The 17,385-nt window shown below is 45.4% G+C and carries 12 protein-coding genes and 1 pseudogene; 3 read left to right on the forward strand and 10 right to left on the reverse strand.

Annotated elements, in window-relative coordinates; genetic code table 11:
* Positions 1 to 165: 165 nt before the first annotated feature.
* The 5 genes from ACQ4XT_RS19915 to ACQ4XT_RS19935 form a co-directional block, all read right to left on the reverse strand.
* Positions 166 to 453, reverse strand: coding sequence for an HNH endonuclease (locus tag ACQ4XT_RS19915; protein ID WP_446855357.1), 288 nt, complete (start codon positions 451 to 453; stop codon positions 166 to 168).
* The gene (gene addA, locus ACQ4XT_RS19920; protein WP_446855358.1) at positions 437 to 4,156 is read right to left on the reverse strand and encodes a helicase-exonuclease AddAB subunit AddA; all 3,720 of its coding nucleotides are present in this window, start codon (positions 4,154 to 4,156) and stop codon (positions 437 to 439) included. Before addA ends, ACQ4XT_RS19915 begins: the two co-directional genes overlap by 17 nt.
* Positions 4,156 to 7,656 carry a helicase-exonuclease AddAB subunit AddB gene (addB, locus tag ACQ4XT_RS19925; RefSeq protein WP_446855749.1) on the reverse strand — a complete coding sequence of 1,167 codons (3,501 nt, stop codon included), beginning with the start codon at positions 7,654 to 7,656 and terminating at the stop codon, positions 4,156 to 4,158. Before addB ends, addA begins: the two co-directional genes overlap by 1 nt.
* A gap of 675 nt (positions 7,657 to 8,331) precedes the next feature.
* The gene (lepB, locus tag ACQ4XT_RS19930; RefSeq protein WP_446855359.1) at positions 8,332 to 8,868 is read right to left on the reverse strand and encodes a signal peptidase I; all 537 of its coding nucleotides are present in this window, start codon (positions 8,866 to 8,868) and stop codon (positions 8,332 to 8,334) included.
* Positions 8,869 to 8,922: 54 nt separating this feature from the next.
* On the reverse strand, positions 8,923 to 9,570 hold the full coding sequence (locus ACQ4XT_RS19935; protein WP_226588015.1) for a TVP38/TMEM64 family protein: 648 nt from the start codon (positions 9,568 to 9,570) through the stop codon (positions 8,923 to 8,925).
* 210 nt (positions 9,571 to 9,780) lie between these two features.
* Here ACQ4XT_RS19935 and ACQ4XT_RS19940 point away from each other — a divergent pair, with 210 nt between their 5' ends.
* Positions 9,781 to 10,197 carry a YhjD family protein gene (locus tag ACQ4XT_RS19940; RefSeq protein WP_226588013.1) on the forward strand — a complete coding sequence of 139 codons (417 nt, stop codon included), beginning with the start codon at positions 9,781 to 9,783 and terminating at the stop codon, positions 10,195 to 10,197.
* Here ACQ4XT_RS19940 and ACQ4XT_RS19945 read toward each other — a convergent pair.
* Entirely contained in the window at positions 10,118 to 10,645 is a 528-nt protein-coding gene (locus ACQ4XT_RS19945; protein ID WP_446855361.1) for a competence protein ComK, read from the reverse strand. The two genes, ACQ4XT_RS19940 and ACQ4XT_RS19945, sit on opposite strands and share 80 nt — an antisense overlap.
* Positions 10,646 to 10,951: 306 nt before the next feature.
* Between ACQ4XT_RS19945 and ACQ4XT_RS19950 the strand changes: the two genes are divergently transcribed.
* Complete coding sequence (locus ACQ4XT_RS19950) at positions 10,952 to 11,401, forward strand: DUF3939 domain-containing protein (RefSeq protein ID WP_446855363.1); 450 nt, start codon at positions 10,952 to 10,954, stop codon at positions 11,399 to 11,401.
* Here the strand turns inward: ACQ4XT_RS19950 and ACQ4XT_RS19955 are convergent, their stop codons facing one another.
* The 4 genes and pseudogenes from ACQ4XT_RS19955 to ACQ4XT_RS19970 form a co-directional block, all read right to left on the reverse strand.
* Complete coding sequence (locus tag ACQ4XT_RS19955) at positions 11,402 to 12,148, reverse strand: SDR family NAD(P)-dependent oxidoreductase (protein WP_446855365.1); 747 nt, start codon at positions 12,146 to 12,148, stop codon at positions 11,402 to 11,404.
* Positions 12,149 to 13,553: 1,405 nt separating this feature from the next.
* Complete coding sequence (locus ACQ4XT_RS19960) at positions 13,554 to 15,095, reverse strand: fatty acid--CoA ligase family protein (RefSeq protein WP_446855366.1); 1,542 nt, start codon at positions 15,093 to 15,095, stop codon at positions 13,554 to 13,556.
* Between the two features lie 159 nt (positions 15,096 to 15,254).
* Positions 15,255 to 16,254, reverse strand: a pseudogene (gene lplA, locus ACQ4XT_RS19965) (lipoate--protein ligase).
* Positions 16,255 to 16,320: 66 nt separating this feature from the next.
* Positions 16,321 to 17,052 (reverse strand): MBL fold metallo-hydrolase, encoded by a 732-nt coding sequence (locus ACQ4XT_RS19970; protein WP_446855368.1) that lies wholly within the window; start codon positions 17,050 to 17,052, stop codon positions 16,321 to 16,323.
* 120 nt (positions 17,053 to 17,172) lie between these two features.
* On the opposite strand from ACQ4XT_RS19970, the gene yhfH reads away from it, so the two are divergent.
* On the forward strand, positions 17,173 to 17,301 hold the full coding sequence (gene yhfH, locus ACQ4XT_RS19975; protein ID WP_074735206.1) for a protein YhfH: 129 nt from the start codon (positions 17,173 to 17,175) through the stop codon (positions 17,299 to 17,301).
* Positions 17,302 to 17,385 lie beyond the last annotated feature (84 nt).

The raw sequence follows: 17,385 nt of genomic DNA on the forward strand, positions 1-17,385 counted from the left end.
GCCCTTGATCGTCAGGGCGCTTTTTTGTTGCCGTTTTGAGTTAAGTCACTTTCCCTCAGCGTTAGCGCACTTTCCTGAGCTCTGTTATTCCGGTTCATGTGTTTAGGAACGTATGCTGCACGACCTCCTTAATCAAAAAAGAAACCGGACACGTGTCCGGTTTCTTCATTTCCTCTTTCTTCGCTTCGATTTTCTAGTCGTTATTTTCTTCTCCGGGTCCTGCTTTTTCACCCATCGTAAATACTTCTGCATATCCGGGTGGTCTTTCAAACGTTCGACACTATGATAAAAAGCGGCCAGTTCTTCATTTGTAAATAATGCATGAATCTGGCGGTGACAGGCACTGCACAGCATCGCCGTCGGTCCTTCCACGCCACCGTATTGTTTCGGGATTAAGTGATGTTCTGTCGTCTTGACCGGTGAGCGGGAACATAAATCACAGGTCTCTCCCATGTGTATCGACCTCCACCATGAAGGATCCTTCAAAGAAATACAAACAACTCTTGCGGACAGGCTGCTTCCAAATCTTTTCAAGAGCCATTTGGTACAAGCTCAATTGTGTGCGGTACCTATCCGCCAATTTCGCTGCTGCATCGTCTGCACCTTCAGGAATCGCATCCGATTTATAATCCAGAATCATCCATCCGTCTTCATATGGAATCATAGCATCTATGACACCCTGAATGAAAACCTGCTCCTCCGTCGTTTCTTCCCAGTCTGCGTAAACTTCATCGGCAGGCAAAGTCAAACTGAATGGAACTTCACGTTCAATCTGATCCGTTTGCAAAACATATTGCCCTATATCGGTTTGGAAAAAGTCCGCAACGGCTTTAGTATCAATCACATCCGCTTCTTCGCGCCGGAGTACTTCCTTGAGAACCAAGTGCTCCACGTACTCCTCCACTTCCTCGCTCGTCCACGGTTTTGTAAAAGGCAGATGTTGCATAACGGTGTGCATCGCTGTTCCGCGTTCCGCTGCAGTCATCTGTTTTTCCTCCTGCATGAAACGAGGGCGCTTAACGATTGGTACACGATAAGGGACGAGCAGCTGGTCGCTTGAGTATTCGTCCTTCGTCTCGCGCTGACGTTTGATTTCAGTCACGGTCTGCTTGGCTCTGGTGTGAGCTGCTTTGACATGAGGGTAAACAAAGTCGAGGCGTTTCACATAGGACTCATCCACCTCATCAGGAACCGCAACCGGTTTCCATTTCTCAACCGCATGCTGCAGCTGTTCATCCCGTTTTTCTTTTACTTCGTCAAGGACACTAAATTCACTTCCATGAGCAATGTGCACCCGCCACTGAGATTCGTCATAGTGAATTTCTTCAGCCGTCATCACTTCCACATCTCCCCTGAGATCGATTGTGTGCTGGTGACGAATTAAGGCGGGACCGACCCAATCAAGGTAAGATTTTGCCTCCAAACGATCGTGTGGTGGGAGCACCCAGTCACGGGCATCCACAAAGTTCTTCCATTTCTCCTGTTTCTTTTCAAAAGAAGCGACATTCCCGACCATGACAAGCTTCTCTTTCGCTCTTGTCAACGCTACGTATAAGACTCTCATTTCCTCCGCTAAAAGTTCGCGGCGTTTGGCTTCTTTCAACGCGTGATAAGCAAGCGTCGGGTACATGAGCCTTTTTTCCGGATTGATATAACGTGAGCCGAACCCATAATCTTTATGCAGTAAGTATCGGTTCTTCAAGTCCATCATATTGAACTGCTTATCCATGGCTCCAAGAATGACGACAGGGAACTCAAGTCCCTTACTTTTGTGAATCGTCATGATCCGGACGACATCTTCCTGCTCACCAAGGGCACGGGCCGATCCAAGATCATCGCCTCTTTCTTCCATCCGTTCAATAAAACGAAGGAAGCGGAACAACCCGCGGAAAGAGGTGGCTTCATAGGAGCGGGCACGATCATACAACGCTCTCAAGTTCGCCTGACGCTGACGCCCTCCCGGCATTCCACCGACAAAGTCGTAGTAGCCCGTCTCACGGAAAATGTCCCAGATGAGTTCAGACAAAGCCCCTTGACGCGCCCGTTCCCGAAAGCTTTTCAACAGTCTCAGGAATTCGTCCACTTTCCGCCCTAGATCATCCTTGACTGTATAAGCCTGCATCGCTTCGTAATAGGTCGCGCGCTTCTTCACGAGACGAATTTTTGCAAGCTCATCTTCATCAAGACCAACAATCGGCGATTTGAGTACAGAGGCGAGCGGGATATCCTGCATCGGGTTATCGATTACTTTGAGGAGGCTGAGCATCACTTTAATTTCAATCGCTTCAAAATAACCGGTAGAGAGCTCTGCATAAATGGGGATGCCCTGCTGCTTCAGTTCGTCCACGATGGTCGAAGCCCATGTCATTGAACGCATCAGGATGACGATATCCCTGTACTGTAATGGACGCTTCGTTCCGGTTTCTTTATCCACAACTTGAAGAGGTTCCCCGTCTTCATACCCCAGCCATTTGCGAATCATTTTTCCGTAAGCGCGAGCTTCGAGCTGGGCTTTTTCTAAATCCTTATAAGCCTCATCCTCTTCACTGTCGCTTTCCTGTGATTCCCTGTCAATAAGGAAAAGCTCCGCATCAGCATCATCAGCTGTTAATTCATCATAAATTTTGTTGCTGTAAATGAGCTCTGCTTCCTTTTCATACTCCATCTCTCCTACTTCTTCATCAAGCACCTGGCGGAAGATATAGTTCGTCGCATCCAGCACTTGTTTACGGCTTCGGAAGTTACGAGCCAGATCAATGCGCTCCCCCTCATTTTCATCATTTCCGTAAAGCTTATATTTGTTTAAAAATAAGGAGGGTTCTGCATGCCTGAACCGGTAGATGCTCTGTTTCACATCTCCCACCATAAATAAGTGGCCGGCACCTTTTCCTTCCGTCAAAAGTCGAAGTAAAGTTTCCTGGACAAGGTTCGTATCTTGATATTCATCAATTAACACTTCTGAAAACTGCTTTTGGAAACTTTCCGCAACCTGAGAAGGCACAAGGTCCACAGGAGTCGCTGTATCATCAAGCAATATATGCAGGCAATAGTGCTCCAAGTCTGAGAAATCAACGATCGCTTTTTCTTTTTTCAACTGCTCATATCGCTCTTTAAAGTCCTTCACGATGACGGCAAGCTGTTCCATGACGGGATGCAGGTCCTGCATATCCTTCAAATAACTTTCCAGTGAACGGGAGAACCATTCATCACGAACCTCATTCCACCGTTTCTTATAACGGTCCCGAACCTTTTTCGCCTTTTCTTTTTTATCTGCATGACAGTCCATTTTCTTTCGAGATAGCGTGGCGAATTTCTGTCCAGCCATAAAACTTTGCATCTCTGACCAGGAATGAGCAAGTGCTCCTTTTGCCTGCTGGATCAACTCAAGGTCCGACTCTGCCGTTTCCGCATAAGCATAAGGGCCATCCGGTTCTCGTGTGAGTTCCAAGACTTGCCGGGCTTCTGTTTCCATCGCTTTCAGCTGACTGAACACTTCCTGTTTCAACAGGTTGAGCCATGGCAGGTCCGCCTCACTCTCAACATCGGCCACGTTGTACATGTCTACCATTTGATCAATCCAGGCATCCGGCCACGGATTTTGCGTCGCGAACGTGTACAAATCAAGCACTAATTTCTCTACATCCAAGTCACTCCGGTCGCTTGAAAACCTTTCAACCACATCGAAAAAGCGCTGCTGCTCTTCACCTTCTTTCCCGTACCAATCCTCAAACAGCTCTTCAAGAACCTCTTGTTGAATCAAGTCCGATTCGACCGTATCGGCAATTCTAAATCCAGGGTCAAGATCAAGCAAGTAAGCATAGCGACGCACCACTTCCATACAGAACGAATGGAGCGTCGAGATGGAAGCGTTTTGCAGCAAGGACAGCTGCTTTTTCAAATGGTGGGAGCCAGGATTTTCTTCTAAAGCTTTCGCCAACGCCTGCCCGACACGGTTCCTCATCTCCTGTGCGGCGGCATTCGTAAATGTCACCACAAGCAGGGAGTCGATATCGACAGGATCATCTTTATGAAGGAGCTTTTGAATAATCCGCTCGACGAGAACCGCTGTCTTCCCCGAACCAGCAGCCGCAGCCACGAGGATGTTGGACCCATGAGAATAGATCGCCCGCTCTTGTTCTTTTGTCCAATTGACCATTACGCATCCTCCTTCCCTTTCGTCAGTCTCTCCAGAACATCTTCATCTTTCATGTCCTGCAGTTTGCGATAGTTATGTTCTTCTAATGTCGGGTCGAACTGACAGACAGATCGGTACGAACAAAATTCACAGGCGACCTGCTGGTTTTTCTGAAACGGATCAAGATCGACAGCTCCGTCCGTTATTCTCGTGCCCGCTTCTGTCATCAACCCGCGGATGTACTGTTTCAGTTGTTCGAAACGCTCCTCATCCGCTGTTTTTGAACTCTTATAAAATCCACCATTCGCTTTCAAAGCGGCAGGGACGATTTGACTGTATCCTTTTTCAAGACCTGTATCCATCATTTGAACGACACGTTCATTTTCCAGAAGCAGCCCTTGCATTTTGAACTTCTTGAAAATCTCTTCTTCAATCTGTTCATCTTTAAGGAGCTGTTTTCCTGTAATCATCGGGTTGTGCACATGGAAATAAAGCACACCTCCAGGGGTTGCATTTTTGCCGAGCCAATGTTCAGCGTTGGTCAGTACAACGTCTAAATAAGCGAGCATCTGCAGCGACAAACCATAAAAAACGTCAACGAGACTCAAGCCCTTGCTGCTTGATTTGTAATCAATAATCCTCAAAAATAAATCTTCTTCTGAAAGAGCTTTGTCAACACGGTCAATACGTCCGCGGAGCATAAGTTCATATCCATTCGGCAAGTTGAAAGACAATGGAGGCAGTTTCGCATCGCCCCCAGTCCCGAAGCCAAGCTCCAGACCGACAGGGGAAAATTGACTACTCCTGGCCTGCTCACTAAGGACGAACGTCGCTCGCGCAATAACCTGCTGCAGCTTCTTCTGAATATATTGATAGCGGTTCGAGCTCTTTAGGATTTGATTTTGTAAGATTGGTGCCAGAGTATTGGTCGCTTTTTCTGCATAGAGGTTCGTCTCCTGACGATTTAGTTGCGAAAAGTCACGTCCTTCAGCCTGAACCCACTCTGTGATTTGCTTGAGCGCTTCGTGGAAGAGCTGACCGATATCAGGGGCATCCAACTTATAAGTTCTTCGTTCTTCAAGCCCGAGGCTGTGCTGAGCGAAATACTGATACGAACAACGATGATACGTTTCCAGTCGCGATACACTCGTTTTCACTTGTTTATCAAACAGCTTCCCTGTCGTCTCTTTTGAAAGAGGTACCGGTTTATTTTTGTAAAAGAGGCTCTGTAATACACGGTTCGTCAATCCATGGGAAGGCTCGTGCTCAATATACCAATTCAGCAGGTCCCACCAGACCGGCTGCATCCTATATCCTTTCAAATAGCGGGCAAACTGCGAGGTGAGTGCCGACCTCGTCTTTTGCGGATTCGTAATGAACCGTTCTGCTTCGTACAAATCATCAGGATCCTGTAAAAGCACATGCTCCTTCGTATTCGGGAACAACTCTTCAATCCGTTGGATGAGGGTTGCCGGAACCTTAGACTTCCCTTCTTCGTTACTGAGCGGATAGCTGACCCACAATTGATCTGCGGGCATAGTCAGAGCCAAGTAAACATAAAAACGATCATCCAGCAACTGGCGATTACTGCCGTCGGCAAGCTGAATGCCATGCTCCGCAAGTAAGGAACGCTCCTGTTCGGAAATCATGCCATCACTTGGCGGCTTCATCGGCCACATCCCATCGGTGACGCCGAGAAGGAACGCCGCTTTAATCCCTGTCATCCTTGAACGGTCGACACTTCCGACAATTACATGGTCCATACTCGGCGGAACGTGGGCGAATGTCAGAGATTCCAAACCACTATCGATGGTACTACGGAAGACTTGGAGCGACATTTTTTCATCACCAGCCATTTCCACCATTTCATCGAGCAATTGCAGGAAATCATCCCATACTTGCGCCTGTTCACGCCCCCGCTCAATTTCCCCTTTTTCATCATAAAACGTACGCCAGGACTCGAGTTGATCTGGAACACGCAAACCTTCCAGCCATAAATAAATGACCCGTGCCCTCTCTTCGATTGTTTTGGCTGCCCTAAGCTCTTCATCAAACGGCTGCAGCGCTTGGCGCACTTGGTCACGGTACGCATTGATCCGGGTTTGTTTCGCTTTTTCTTCATCCGTTTGTGCGGACTGTTCAAATCCACGAAAGCGCTGATAAATCCAGGGCTCATCTGAAAACCATTGACTGCGCGCCCGTATGCCGTACTCCAGTACGTAGTTCTCCAGTTCGTCAATCGCATCTTCATTCAATGGATGCCTGCGGTCTGTCGCTGGAATAAAGCCGGTTTTTAATAATCGAAATACAGCATCATACCGGAAATTCCCTTCCACAACATCAAGACCGGAACGGACGAGTTCAATCATTGGATGGTTGAGCATCGTCCTTTTTTCATCGATGAATACCGGGATATCATAATCATCAAAAAGTGTTTCAATCAGACTATGGTAAACGTCCGGCTCACGCATCAAAATAGCTATATCCTTATAGCGATAGCCTTGATCACGAACGAGATGAAGAATCTCCTGTGCCACCCCTTCGACTTCTGCACGAGGATGAACCGCTTCTGCAATCTGAATCGGTACTTTTCCTTCAAACGGAGCTGCCGGCCTTACATCATAATACTTTTCCAAATGTAGAAAGGCGAGCTTGTCTTTCATACGACCAGAGGTATGGTCAAGCACCTCCGTATCTTCCAGCCTGACCCCCGCTTCCTCAGCCACCTTTTTCAGATCAAGGTACGATTGTTTCGTTTCATGAAAAAGGTCAAGCTCAGGATTCTCTTCTCCTGCCGGTTCTTCTGTCGTCAAGGTAACATGAACCGTCTTCACCTTTCTCAGAAGAGTTTCAATGACCTGATACTCCTGAGGTGTAAAGCTGTGGAACCCGTCGATGTATACTTCTGCTCCTTCTAAAAAAGAAGCCTCAGGAATTTTGCTGGCCAGAAGCTTCAGCTGATCTTCACTATCTATGTATTGATCTTTCAGCGCATCAACAAGACGGTCATAAATATACGTCATATCATCCAGCTTGTCCCTAAGTCCCTGCTCCTGACTTGTGGTGTGAACGAACTGATCAAGCGCGTCCATTTGTGCTTGAAGATCCTCCGGTGTAATGCGGTAACGCTTGAATTCTGTGATCATCCCCTCCAGTTGTTCAATGAACCCCTGCTTCTCCACCGCTTTTTGAAACACACGCCAATCGGACGTCCGTTCCTCAACAATTTTGCGCAGCATCATCTGAACCCCTGTAGACGTGATGAATTTCTTCGTCCCCCCTCCGGTTTCCTGGAGCACTCTCCATGCAAGCCGTGAAAAACTGAAGACTTGGGCACGAATCGAGCCTTCCACTCCCTCTCTTTTTAGAAGGCCGTATTCCTGTTGGAAGGTCATCTGGTCCGGAACGATGTAGATGATCGCCGGTCCTCTTGGGTCATCTTTCAGTTTAGCTTCTATTTCATTTAAGCAACGTGTACTTTTTCCTGCTCCTGAACGACCGAGCAAAAAACGCAGCCCCATACCGACCGCTCCTTTCTTTCTCATTCTGTATTTATTTTATCATTTTTGTACCGTTTATGATGCTTTCCCGCTCTCCCACAATCGCTCCCGTTTGTGGAAGACTCAGTTTCGAGACAATTGAGTGGTTCTGGGGGCTCCGGGAAAAGGTTCGCTTTCCATGGGGCGGGCGGTGAGCCTCCTCAGGCTCCGCCTTCCGGGGTCTCACCTGTCCCACACGTCCCATAGGAGTCTCACCGTTTCCCTCCGCCCCTTTGCCAAGGAAGATTCTCGAAACCACTCCTAAAAGGTCAGCTCGTATGATTATGGGAAGCGGATGACTAGAACACCTCAACAGTACGTTAAAGCTTGCTCCACAGCGCTTCACACCTCTAACAGTTGGAGAGTGGAAGAACCATCCAATTTGGTACAAGGGTTCGTTTCTCCCTTACACTGAATGGGGTGGTTGGGAAGCTGCGAGACTCCCGCGGGAATGGATGGACTGGCAAGACCCCACAGTGCGAAGCACGAGGAGGCTTGCCGTCATCCCCGCAGGAAAGCGAGTAGCTTCCCGACCACCCCTGACGCCTAACATAGCAACGAATCCCGGAAATATCGAAATCATATCTTCCACAATCCTGCCATATAGTTGAATAACGATAGACATAAAAAAACCGCCCTTAAAGGGACGGTTGCGTTTTAGAACTGCACGCCGAGTTGGTTCATAGGCCAGTATCGGACATCCACTTTTCCGACGACTGTATCAGCAGGTACAAAGCCGAAGTATCTACTATCCAGGCTGTCCCGTCTATTATCCCCCATCACGAATAAGTGGCCTTTCGGGACTTTCTGGTGTCCGGTCACCTCTTCCAACGTGAAATCTTCCGTAAAAGGCAGTCCATCATCCGGACGAAGTGGATCGAGGTAACTTTCATCAACACGTTTACCATTGATATACAGCTGATCATCTCGAACAGCAATCTCATCCCCGCCGACTCCTATCACGCGCTTCACATAATCTTCTTCTTCATTTGCGTGAAAGACAATAACCTGCTGCCTTCCGATATCCCGCCAATCATAGACAGCTTTGTTGACCATTAATAAATTTCCGTCATAGAGCGTCGGCTCCATTGATTCGCCGTCTACAATATAGCTTGCGAATAAATAAGAGCGGAACACAAAAGCCAGCAACAGGGCGAATAATACCGTTCTGATCGCTCTTTTATACTTTTTCATTGTTTGCGCCTCCAGGTGTTATGCTACAAACATTTTACCCTTGCTGAGACAAACTTAATCCACACTCTGCGCTTTCTGTTCCGCCTTCATTTGTATTCTCTTTTCGATATACTTTCCAAGGACCCAGAAAAGCAGAATGCAAACGCCGACAACAATGGATTTCACTGGATTCTGCGCAAACGATGCAATGCTTGAACCTACATAGGCAATCGTAAAAATCATGACAGCTTTTCCTAAAAGGACGGCTAGGATAAATTGTTGTCTACTGACATGAGATAACCCGGAAACCACATTAATAATGGATGAAGGTGAAAAGGGAAAGCACATGAGCAAGAACAACGGTCCAAACCCATGCTCCTCCACCCACTTCGTCACTCTCTTCACTTGCTTCTGTCTTGTAATCTTCCTGAACAAACGCTTGTCCCCTAATCGGCGAATAATAAAAAATACGCACAAAGATCCGAAAACAGCCCCTAGCCATGAATAAAGAAACCCTTTGAATAACCCATAAACGACAGCATTGGCTAAAACAAAGGCGACAAGTGGCAAAATCGGCAAGAATGCTTCAATAAGAGGAAATAGGATGCCCGGGATTGGTCCAAACCGTTCCAATCCTTCCAGCTGCCTGATGATGTAATCAAATAATTGGTCATTCTCCGCTAAATGGCGCCATTGGTTGATTTTTTCAAACACTGAATCCATGATGCTGCTCCTTATGTACACTAGCGACCAGTGTATGCTTTTCTTTATTTTATCTGAAATCCCGCTCCATGCCTACCAGTATGTGAGTCATTATCTATCATTTCCCCTTCCTGCCATTTTCAACCTTTTTAAAAACTAGCTTGCATACATTGGACCTTTCCGTGGTATAATACAAACAAGAACACTTGTTCGTATTCGGAGGAGAATGACATGAGGTATCTAAAACAAAACGAATTGGATCTCGCTTCCCGCTATTTGTTTTTATCTATGGCCATCACTGTAATCAGGCAGGATCGGAAACACATGGAACAAGGGAAATTCAAAATTAAGGAGCCGTACATGGAGATGCTCGGTAAAATGGAATTGGAAGCGCGGAAAGAGCGGAGAGAACTTAGAAAGCAAATGGACCAAATGAAGTTGCAGGTCGTTGAATCCGGCAGGAACGATTCCTTTACCTCTTTCCTTTTTTTGGCTCATGGATATGAGGAGAAGCGCAACTATTTCAATCCAGCCATCCGAAAGAAAGTGGAAAATATTTTGTTCGAGCTTATGAGAAGGTCTCAGCGATCCGTTCGGCACGATGATCAGCAACCACAGGTGTCGAATGGAACCGGTCCTCAAGAATGACGCGCAAATGAGCGGTTCGTTGAACTTGATTGGCGAACATACCATCAGAAACAGGAAGATTGACGGACATCCCGTTCGTAAATTGAACAGTCGTTGTTTTGTTGGGCTCTCCACGGTAGGAGCGGATATATTTGTGGGCGATCCAGGAGCAGTCTTTTCGTTTCGGGGAGATAATCGGGAAGAAATAAATGCCCATCGCTTCTGATATGACAATCGGGGGTTTATGTGTGTAACCGGTCAGCTGCTTTGTACCAGCGATCCGACCATCGAGGCTGCTTGCAAAGTAACGGCAGGAACGATCAATTAGATCACTTGGACATTTTGAAATGACAAAGCGCTCATCCGTCTCCAAAACTTCCGTAACAGCTTGTCCATCCTCTGCGTTTTTGGCTATAAGAGCAATGGTCTGCGGATTAATCTCATATTCTTTTCCATGAACATATGTCATCCACTACAACACCTCTTTCTTTTCAAGTGGCGGCAGTCTCCACTTAGGTCGATTCTACCGCTCATATTCTTTAATTTACCAAATCACCCAACAAAAGTCTAAACATTCTTAAAAAATGTTTCATTCCGACGATTCTGCTATACTACAATTACACCTTTTCTTCTTTCTGCCCTTTGTTTCCTCTCTGCTCTTCACCACGACCAAAGTCAGGATTAAGTAATGTGAAGAAATCGAGTTCAGGCTGAACCGGTTGATCTTTCATTTGAAACACCTCTCAAGCAAAATTTCATTTAGGAGGAATACAACATGTGGAGCCGAAAAAAAAACAAGAAGCCGAAACTGGAGAAGAAGGATTTATCCATCCACGATGTCCGAAAAGCCGTCCATGCCTATGCGGATGCCAAACCGAAAGATGTTCCTCTGAGTGTGATCATCAAAGAGGACCTTTCCTTGGATTATGACCTTTTAGCCCCCTACTTAAAAGCTGTACCTATTCAAAACTTCTACATGTCCCGGGAAACCTATGAATTGTTTGAAGAACAGGATCGGGATCTTGCCCTGGATATTGACCTCGTTCAACATGCCGTCGATCAATATATGAAACAGACGCAGGAGCTTCCTATCATTGATGATGACCCATACAAACGGATAAGTTATTATAAGCTCGAAAATCATCATTTGTTACAACGCAGACCAGAACGTGACTTTTATCTCACAAAAGAAGAATTTATGATTACCTACAAAAAGCCTAAATGATCATCGATCAGCCGTTCCTAACGTCATTCCACCATCCACAACGATTTCCGTTCCCGTACAATAGGAACTGTCGTCAGAAGCAAGGAAAGCAATAGCTTTAGCTATTTCCAGGGGCTGCCCAATTCTACCGAGCGGGATAGAATTATAAAAATCCGGTACCCCTTTTCCCTCTGTCGCCATCTCCGTCTCCACGCCGCCTGGGTGAACCATATTGACACGAACTCCGGACGGCCCGAGTTCAATAGCTGCAGCTTTCGACATAGCCACCACAGATGCTTTGGTTGCTGCGTATGCAGATGACTGACTAATCGGAGCGAAAGAAGAGATGGACAAGTTATTCACGATGGAACCCTTCCCCTGTTTAATCATATAAGGAACAACGGCCTGCATTCCGAAAAATACCCCAAGCTGATTCACTTGGATCAATTGCTGATACTCCTCCGTTTTCATTTCTATAAAAGGCTTTCGGATTAAAAGACCGGCGTTATTCACAAGTACATCCAGCCGCCCGAACTTTTTGACGATCTCAGCTGTTGCAGCTACCCATTCTTCATTCTTCGTTACATCCAACTGTACAGCCAATGCTTCAGAAGATCCGGTCGATGCCACTACCTCTTCTGCAAGGTGGACATTTCGTGCTCCAAACACCACCGATGCTCCAAGAGATAACAAATATTCTGCAATGACCTTTCCCTGTCCACGATTTGCACCAGTCACCAACACAACTTGACCATCTAACTTTCTCATCACCTTTAAGCTCCCTTCCATCCATCATTCCGTTATTTTAAACACAATTACCAAAGCTCATACTTTCAAATCCAAAGCTCTGCCACACACAACTTATTTAAGTAAATGGCAGGATTTTTGCAGACTAAGTTTCGAGACTTTCCAGGGTTCGTTACCTGGATTATGCGCCAGGGGTGGCTGGGAAGGTACTCGCTTTCCTGTGGGGGAGTGGCGAGACTCCTAGCTTAAGTGTGCAGGCGCCTTGATCAGCGGCGTATGGACTGGACTGAGCTGGCGGAGATAAAGGAAACATGAAGAACGGAGTGATTCGATGTTGACTTATCGTACAGAAGCGAGGGAAGTCTCACTAGCCGCTAGGCGCCGGAACCGGATAACCAAAAGGACGTGTGGGACAGGTGAGACCCCGGAAGGCGTAGCCTGAGGAGGCTCACCGCCCGCCCCATGGAAAGTGTTCAAATGCGGAATCGTCCTGGTAGACACGACTGGCATAAGCAGAACAGCAAAGGAATGTGTTTTTCATTCCTTTGCTGTTCTGCTTATGACGCAAGTGTCTGGACGATGGAGCAAGACGAACCTTTTCCCGGAGCCCCTAGAACCACTCAATTGTCTCGAAACTGAGTCTTCAAGGGAGCTTATATTTAAAAGGCCAGGCATAAAAAAAGTGCCCATGCTCGCGTGAGCATGGGCCAAAAGAGACGACTGGTTAACTTTTGAGTGAGGGAATAAATTGTTGGAAAAGTTCTTTTGAGAGGAAAGACTTTTCCGTGACACTCATCAGTAAACAACGTTACTGACCTATTTATGACAACCAAATCATAAATAGTTATGAGATAAATAAGCATCACCGCTTATCTGTTTCTATTGTAATATATCCTAGGTCGAGCTTCACCGAAAAAAAGTTGCGGAGGTCCGCAAACTGGTGCGAATTTTCTAGTAAATGACATAGGACAACTTTAAATTCTAGTTATATTGTACGGATAATCCGATTCACCTCCTCTGCCAGTACCTCTTCTTCTTTTTCAATTTGACGCTGTTGTATTTCAACATCAAGTAGAACAGCATATGTCTTTTTTCTTGTTCCCTACACTTCTTCATAAGAAGATAGCAATTCCTTTTGAACGAACCAATCCACAAGTAAGCCATCAAAAAATATCCGGTGATGGTCAAACCACCAGATATATGAATATGAATTGCCGAGGTCCTCCATTTAATTTGCGAACTTCCGCAAATATCTTAGTGCGGTAGGGATGGCGGTGTCCGCATCATCCACTCGGGATCCGTAGTAACTAACCACCCATCAAAAATCTCGAAACTGAGCCTTCAAGTAAAGGGAACTTTAGGTAGAAAAGGAAGATCTAAAAAGCTCAAAGTCTATTCGACTTTGAGCTTGGATAGGATCCTAAACTTATTTAGAATTCGTAAGTTGTTCCCGTAAATTTTTGCGAAGAATTTTCCCAGTTGTGTTTTTAGGAAGCTCAGACATAAATTCAATACGAGAAGGGACCTTATACTTCGCTAAATGATTTCGGCAATATTCTTTTAGTTGTGTTTCTGTCAAAGTCGGTTTTTTTGATACGACAAAGCTTATGACTGTTTCCCCCAGCTCAGGATCGGGTGTTCCTACAACCGCAACTTCAGTGACATCTTCATGCTGGTACAGTACTTCTTCTACTTCTCTTGGATAGACATTGTATCCTCCAACAAGGATCATATCTTTTTTTCGATCGACGATGTAAAAATATCCGTCTTCATCCTGTCGTGCCATGTCTCCTGTATATAACCACCCATCACGAATCGTGACTGCGGTCTCTTCAGGAAGTTTATAATATCCCTTCATGACGTTCGGACCTTTGACAATTAATTCGCCTACCTCACCAGCAGGCAGCTCTTCACCAAGTTCATCCACCACTTTATTTTCTACATTTTTTATATTTTGACCTATGGATCCTGCTTTTCTTGGTCGATCCAGGGGGTTGAAAGCTGTAACTGGTGAGGCTTCGGAGAGTCCGTAGCCTTCTGAAACACGTACGTTGAACTGTTTTTCGAATGATTCCAATAAAGCGACCGGCAGAGAGGAACCTCCAGAAATGCAGAGGCGCATGTGGCGGAACGTTGGTGCCTGTTCTTTACCTGTCTGTAATAAATAGTTATACATGGTCGGGACGCCGGCAAACACCGTTGCCTGGTGTTCTTCTGCCGTTGCAAATACTTCTTGAGGAGAGAATTTAGGTACGATTAATACGGTTCCACCATTCATGACCGGTGCATTTAAGCAGACCGTCAAGCAGAAAACATGAAACATCGGTAACGTAGCAATCACACGATCCTCCGAGGTGAATTCCAGGTAATCCGCTACATCCGTCGCATTCGAGTATAAGTTCTGATGTGTGAGCATCGCGCCTTTTGGTTTCCCTGTCGTTCCAGAAGTGTATAGAATAACTCCTACATCCTGATCATCGAGTGAAGGGGCCTCATAATCTAAACGACCCTCAGCAACAACGTTTGTAAACGATTTCATTTTTCCGTTCAAAGAAGAAGTCTCCAAATCCACCCCTGTCCCGGTGTCTGCTACAAAATAGTGGCCGACCTCAAGATCATGGTCCATAACTTCAAACTTCTCGATCAATACATCCATCGTGATGACAGCCTTGACGTCTCCATTTTTCAAAATGTAACTCATTTCATCAACAGTGTACGTAGGGTTAATCGGTATGACGGTTGCTCCTGCCCGGAGTGCTCCGTATAGCCCGATCATGAACAAGGGACTGTTCCCACTCACAAGCGCAAGGTGATCTCCTTTTTCATAACCTAGTTCAGACAACTTAGAAGCGAATTTAGTGACTGTGGCATCAAACTCTTGATAACTCACCCGCTGGCCTTGAAATATGTAGGCATCTTTAGCCGGATGACGCTGAGCCGTAAGCGACAGTTGTTCGCTTAGATTCATGTATGCTCCCCCTTAATTATGAATGAATAGTCATTCATTTTATTAATTTTCAATATAATTATAAAATACTGAAAACTTTTTAGCAACATTTGTCGTCATAAGGCACTTGGAGTGGAATATAGAAAAAGGAACGATCCTTAGATAGGACCGTTCCTTTTGTTAATAGACCATATCAAGAAAGTCTTCTTTGCTGATTTTACCAAGGTAGTGAGAAACATCCAAGTCACCTAAAGCTTCAGATATCGCCTGGCGTTCATACTTCGTACCAATTAATGTTTCTTCAATCTCATTGATGTCCCCCACACCAAAGAAATCACCAAATATTCGCGTTCTGAATATGCCCTTTGGCTACATCAAGACGAATGTCATAGCTTCCGGCACCTTCAATTCGCTTCGTATGCTGAATATTGAATTTCGGGGACTTGCCGTAATTCCAATCCCAATTCTTATAGCGTTCTTCTGCAAGCTTGTAAATGTTATCCCAATCTTCTTCCGTCAACTTATATTGAGGAACATCCTTCACATCTTCGACATCGAAAATATAACGGAGAATCAAGTTCTTGAACTCTTCCATCGATATCTTTTCATCAAGGAATTCAGAGATATTCGCCACACGACTACGAATGGATTTTATTCCTTTCGACTTGATTTTCTCTGTTTTCACGTTCAGCGCAGAAACAACGTTTTCAATCTCTGAGTCCAGCATTAATGTACCATGACTGAACATGCGACCCCGGGTGGAGAATTGAGCATTCCCTGAAATTTTTCGTCCATCTTCTGCAACAATATCATTACGACCGGACAATTCTGCGTTTACTCCCAGCTTCTTCAATGCTTCCGTTACCGGTTTGGTGAATTTAGCGAAATCATGAAAACTGTCCCCGTCATCCTTCGTAATGAAACTGAAGTTCAAGTTTCCGAGATCATGATATACCGCACCTCCGCCAGATAGACGACGAACGACATGGATGCCGTTCTCCTCTACATAGCTTGTATTGATTTCTTCCACCGTATTTTGGTTTTTACCAATGATGATGGAAGGTTCGTTGATATAGAACAGTAAGTAAGTGTCGTTGATATCAAGATTTTTTAATGCGTATTCTTCTATGGCCAAGTTAATGCGAGGATCATTGATCCCCTCATGGTCGATAAAAAGCATGCGTTTCATCCTTTCAGTCCGTAATGTCCATGTACCATTGTAATCGTTTAAGGGCGTGGAAACAATTCATTTACTCCATGTAAGCCCTTCATCCGCCAGTTGAATGGTTCCACCGAAGATACCCTCCGCTTCCTGACGCAACTTCGTCAACTGTCCAAAGTGCGGCAGATGACTGAGCCACAAGTTTTTCACATTAGCCTCTTCAGCAATCGTGGCCGCTTCCGTACTCGTCATATGACCAGCTTTCCTCCCGTCCATGCCTTTATAAAAGTTTGTATCTGTAATAAGAAGATCTGCATTTCTTGCAAATGTTGCCCACTCTTTAAAATAGCTTGTATCTGCTGTGTAAACCGCCGTGTCGTCACCATCAGAAATCCGCATACCATAACAAGGTACTGGGTGATTTGTTTTTTGGAATTGGATGGAGAAAGGCCCTACTTCCAGCGTTTTATCGGGATCATAAGCCATTCCCTTGGTATATTGATGTGTTAGTGTTTCAAACTTCTTTTTCTCTTCTCTATGACCATAGATTGGGAGTGTTTCGTTTGTTTCTGCAAGGGTATTCTGAACAAGGCAGGCATATTGAAGAGGCCCAATATCCGCAATATGATCATGGTGATAATGAGAAAGAACGACCGCATCAAGTTCTTCTACCTTCTTAAACTGTTGCAACCTGGATAACACACCACTCCCACAGTCGATAAGCATCGAGAAACCATTTTTTTCAATTAAATAGCCAGAAGTAGCACTACCCGCTGCAGGATAAGCTCCCCAATAACCGATAATTGTCACTTTCATTTTCATCACTCCTAAAACTTTTTGCCTAATTATAGATTGTTTTATAACAGATGGTTGATTTCTGAATATTGTTATAATACAATGGTTTTACATTAAAAATTAATTGGAGGCGATTTACAGATGATGAGTGTCCTTGAGTTCTTCCGTAACCTTCCGAAAAAGCACTGCTCCAACTGTGGGAATGTGATCCAGGAAAAAGCTGACTGCTACGGCAACATTTGCGACGAATGTGACCACCCGGCCCGCTAAGTCTAGTATTCCACAAAAAACATAACAAAGAACATCAGATTTGGAGCAGCTGTAAAAAGCTGCTATTTTTTTTGCCCATTTCTT

The organism is Halobacillus sp. 12SKB, assembly GCF_052941655.1.

What these genes read in the sequence shown, in the direction of transcription:
- yhfH (WP_074735206.1), top strand. Translation starts at nt 17,173, where the DNA reads ATGATGAGTGTCCTTGAGTTCTTCCGTAACCTTCCGAAAAAGCACTGC.
- lepB (WP_446855359.1), bottom strand. Translation starts at nt 8,868, where the DNA reads ATGAAAAAGTATAAAAGAGCGATCAGAACGGTATTATTCGCCCTGTTG.
- addB (WP_446855749.1), bottom strand. Translation starts at nt 7,656, where the DNA reads ATGGGGCTGCGTTTTTTGCTCGGTCGTTCAGGAGCAGGAAAAAGTACA.
- ACQ4XT_RS19935 (WP_226588015.1), bottom strand. Translation starts at nt 9,570, where the DNA reads ATGGATTCAGTGTTTGAAAAAATCAACCAATGGCGCCATTTAGCGGAG.
- ACQ4XT_RS19940 (WP_226588013.1), top strand. Translation starts at nt 9,781, where the DNA reads ATGAGGTATCTAAAACAAAACGAATTGGATCTCGCTTCCCGCTATTTG.
- ACQ4XT_RS19950 (WP_446855363.1), top strand. Translation starts at nt 10,952, where the DNA reads ATGTGGAGCCGAAAAAAAAACAAGAAGCCGAAACTGGAGAAGAAGGAT.
- ACQ4XT_RS19945 (WP_446855361.1), bottom strand. Translation starts at nt 10,645, where the DNA reads ATGACATATGTTCATGGAAAAGAATATGAGATTAATCCGCAGACCATT.
- ACQ4XT_RS19970 (WP_446855368.1), bottom strand. Translation starts at nt 17,052, where the DNA reads ATGAAAGTGACAATTATCGGTTATTGGGGAGCTTATCCTGCAGCGGGT.
- ACQ4XT_RS19960 (WP_446855366.1), bottom strand. Translation starts at nt 15,095, where the DNA reads ATGAATCTAAGCGAACAACTGTCGCTTACGGCTCAGCGTCATCCGGCT.
- ACQ4XT_RS19955 (WP_446855365.1), bottom strand. Translation starts at nt 12,148, where the DNA reads ATGAGAAAGTTAGATGGTCAAGTTGTGTTGGTGACTGGTGCAAATCGT.
- addA (WP_446855358.1), bottom strand. Translation starts at nt 4,156, where the DNA reads ATGGTCAATTGGACAAAAGAACAAGAGCGGGCGATCTATTCTCATGGG.
- ACQ4XT_RS19915 (WP_446855357.1), bottom strand. Translation starts at nt 453, where the DNA reads ATGGGAGAGACCTGTGATTTATGTTCCCGCTCACCGGTCAAGACGACA.